This window comes from Ruegeria profundi (assembly GCF_001507545.1).
Classification (GTDB): domain Bacteria; phylum Pseudomonadota; class Alphaproteobacteria; order Rhodobacterales; family Rhodobacteraceae; genus Ruegeria; species Ruegeria profundi.
Genome location: NZ_LQBP01000028.1, coordinates 1 through 2,401, shown reverse-complemented (window position 1 = coordinate 2,401; position 2,401 = coordinate 1). Strand labels below are relative to the sequence as shown.

At 54.0% G+C, this 2,401-nt stretch carries 3 protein-coding genes; 2 read left to right on the top strand and 1 reads right to left on the bottom strand.

Annotated elements, in window-relative coordinates:
- Positions 1–281: 281 nt before the first annotated feature.
- Complete coding sequence (locus tag AVO44_RS20500) at positions 282–1,160, bottom strand: LysR substrate-binding domain-containing protein (protein ID WP_068341346.1); 879 nt, start codon at positions 1,158–1,160, stop codon at positions 282–284.
- A gap of 98 nt (positions 1,161–1,258) precedes the next feature.
- Here AVO44_RS20500 and AVO44_RS20495 point away from each other — a divergent pair, with 98 nt between their 5' ends.
- Positions 1,259–1,963 carry an SDR family oxidoreductase gene (locus AVO44_RS20495; RefSeq protein ID WP_068341344.1) on the top strand — a complete coding sequence of 235 codons (705 nt, stop codon included), beginning with the start codon at positions 1,259–1,261 and terminating at the stop codon, positions 1,961–1,963.
- Positions 1,953–2,204: a DUF6552 family protein gene (locus tag AVO44_RS20490; protein WP_068341341.1), complete on the top strand. Its 252-nt coding sequence runs from the start codon at positions 1,953–1,955 to the stop codon at positions 2,202–2,204. Before AVO44_RS20495 ends, AVO44_RS20490 begins: the two co-directional genes overlap by 11 nt.
- The last annotated feature ends 197 nt before the right edge of the window (positions 2,205–2,401 follow it).

Sequence of the window (2,401 nt, the reverse complement as noted above, 5' to 3'; positions counted from 1 at the left end):
GCCAATAAAGGCGTGACACATGCCAGGGCTAAATCATTGATATTATGTGACTTGAATCAGAAAGGTGTGACCCATCCGCAAAATGCGTGACCTTGCCACCCAAATCGCAGGGAGTCAGCGGCTGCAAACGACCCGAAAGCTGACGTTAATCAAAAATGCTTGGAAGACGGTTTCGTCTAAGGTTTGTGGCTGCTGTCAGCGTGAGCTGCAGCGGCCACAAACCTTAGACTCAACTGCCATTCGCTCGAATAATCTAAATGTCTGCTTTCCATTCAAGGCATTCAAGTATCTTCGGCGGAGCGCGACTTGAGCCATGCCAAAACGTTGGTCACCGACTCATTGTTTTTGGTGGCTCGCGGCAAGAGGACATAGAAGTCATTTCTGCCCGCATCCCAGGTTGCACCAACCTCGACCAAGCGCCTGGCTTCAATGTCATGAGCCACTAGAAACCGGCTTACCAAGGCCACACCTTGCCCGGCGATAGCAGCATCGACCGCAAGAGACGTTTGGCTCAGATGAAGGTCACGAGGAGACCGGTACTCGACGCCCAAATGCGCAAGATAGCTGGGCCACAGATCATGGGTGTCATGGATTTTTGGAAGTTTATTGAGGGTTTCTGGCTCAAGAAAACTATCGTCCTTGGCCGCAAATATTGGCGCAGCTACCGCGATGAGCGATTGCTTGAACAAAAGGGTTACGTCTAGTGATGCGCCAAAGGGCGGCGATCCTTGGCGCACTGCAAGGTCTATCCCGTCGCTATGAAAGCTCGAGACTTTCTCAGTGGCCATGATCCGCAAATCAATATTCGGGTATGCTGCCGAAAAGTCCGGTAGGTTTGGGATCAGCCATTTTGCAGCGAAAGTCGGAGTGACGCTGATAAGGACTTTGTTCGGCTCTGGCTTCAGTTCGGCAGTTGCGGATCGAAGGTCTGCGAACACCTTGGCGATCCGGTTGTGAAAACTGCGCCCGACCGATGTGAACCGCAGCCCCTTCGGCACCCGTTCAAACAAAACCACATCAAGATGCGCTTCGAGCTGACGCACTTGTTGCGCCACGGCCCCTTGCGTGACGCCCAGTTCTTCGGCTGCTGAGCGGAAACTGAGGCGGCGGCCCGCCGCATCGAAAGCACGCAGACTATTGAGTGGGGGAAGTTCAGTCATTTTGCAATGGTATTTCTACTGCCACGCAACATCAATTCTCAATCACACTTTCTCGGCAAGCTAATTATATATAACCTAACCACCAAAGGACACTAGATATGACAGTAGAAAAAGTAGCTCTGATTACAGCGGGCGGGAGCGGTATGGGCGCTGATGCAGCCCGCAAATTGGCGGGAGATGGGTTCAAGATTGGCATCCTGTCCTCGTCAGGTAAGGGTGAGGCGCTCGGCGGCGAACTCGGGGGCTTTGGCGTGACGGGCTCTAACCTTGATGGAGAAGCGCTCAACGCTTTGGTCGAAGGCGCGAAGGATCGTTGGGGTCGTATTGATGTCTTGGTGAACTCTGCTGGCCACGGACCGAAGGGTTCGATTCTCGAAATCAACGACGACGAATGGCATAAAGGGATGGAAGTCTACCTGATGAACGTGGTCCGCCCTACAAGGCTTGTCACGCCGACAATGCAGGCCCAAGGCGGCGGAACAATCATCAACATCTCAACCTTTGCCGCCTTCGAACCCGACCCTCTCTTTCCAACGTCGGGGGTTTTCCGGGCCGGGCTTGCAGCATTCACGAAGCTCTTTTCGGACAAATACGCGTCAGAGAACATTCGCATGAACAACGTCCTTCCGGGCTTCATCGATAGCCTGCCCGAAACCGAAGACCGCAAATCGCGTATTCCCATGGGGCGTTACGGTTTCGCGTCGGAGGTGTCTTCTCTCATTTCATGGCTCGCCTCGGAAGATGGTGGCTACATGACGGGACAAAACCTGCGTATCGACGGAGGTTTGACCCGTGCAGTCTGAAGCCTTGGCCTTTGTATTGCCGCGCGAGCGCCGTGTCTTCATGGTCAAGTGGGGCGCATCTGCTGTTCAGATCATGGGATACACCGCAACGGGGTTTGGTTGGACACCTTGGAACCTATACATGTTTCTTGTCGGTGTCGTGGGGTGGTTCGCCGTCGGCGCACTATGGAATGACAAGGCGCTCATGCTTGTCCACCTTGTCGCGCTAGGCGCAATGATTGCTGGTATGGCAAGCAGCTAAAAGGCAAGAGAAGCCATTCGGTGTTGTACAGTATTGGGGAGGTATGGGCTCACCACGGTCGTACGCTGCAATTTGCTTAAAAATCAGCTTTTCGGACTAGGACGAAACCGCTCTCGCGGTATTGGCGCTGGTGGCGTTCGCTGGGCACTGATTGGGGCACAGAGATTTTGTAGATGGGCGCGTCTGCCTGACGATTG

Coding starts and splice junctions, on each gene's coding strand:
- AVO44_RS20500 (WP_068341346.1), bottom strand. CDS start 1,160: ATGACTGAACTTCCCCCACTCAATAGTCTGCGTGCTTTCGATGCGGCG.
- AVO44_RS20495 (WP_068341344.1), top strand. CDS start 1,259: ATGACAGTAGAAAAAGTAGCTCTGATTACAGCGGGCGGGAGCGGTATG.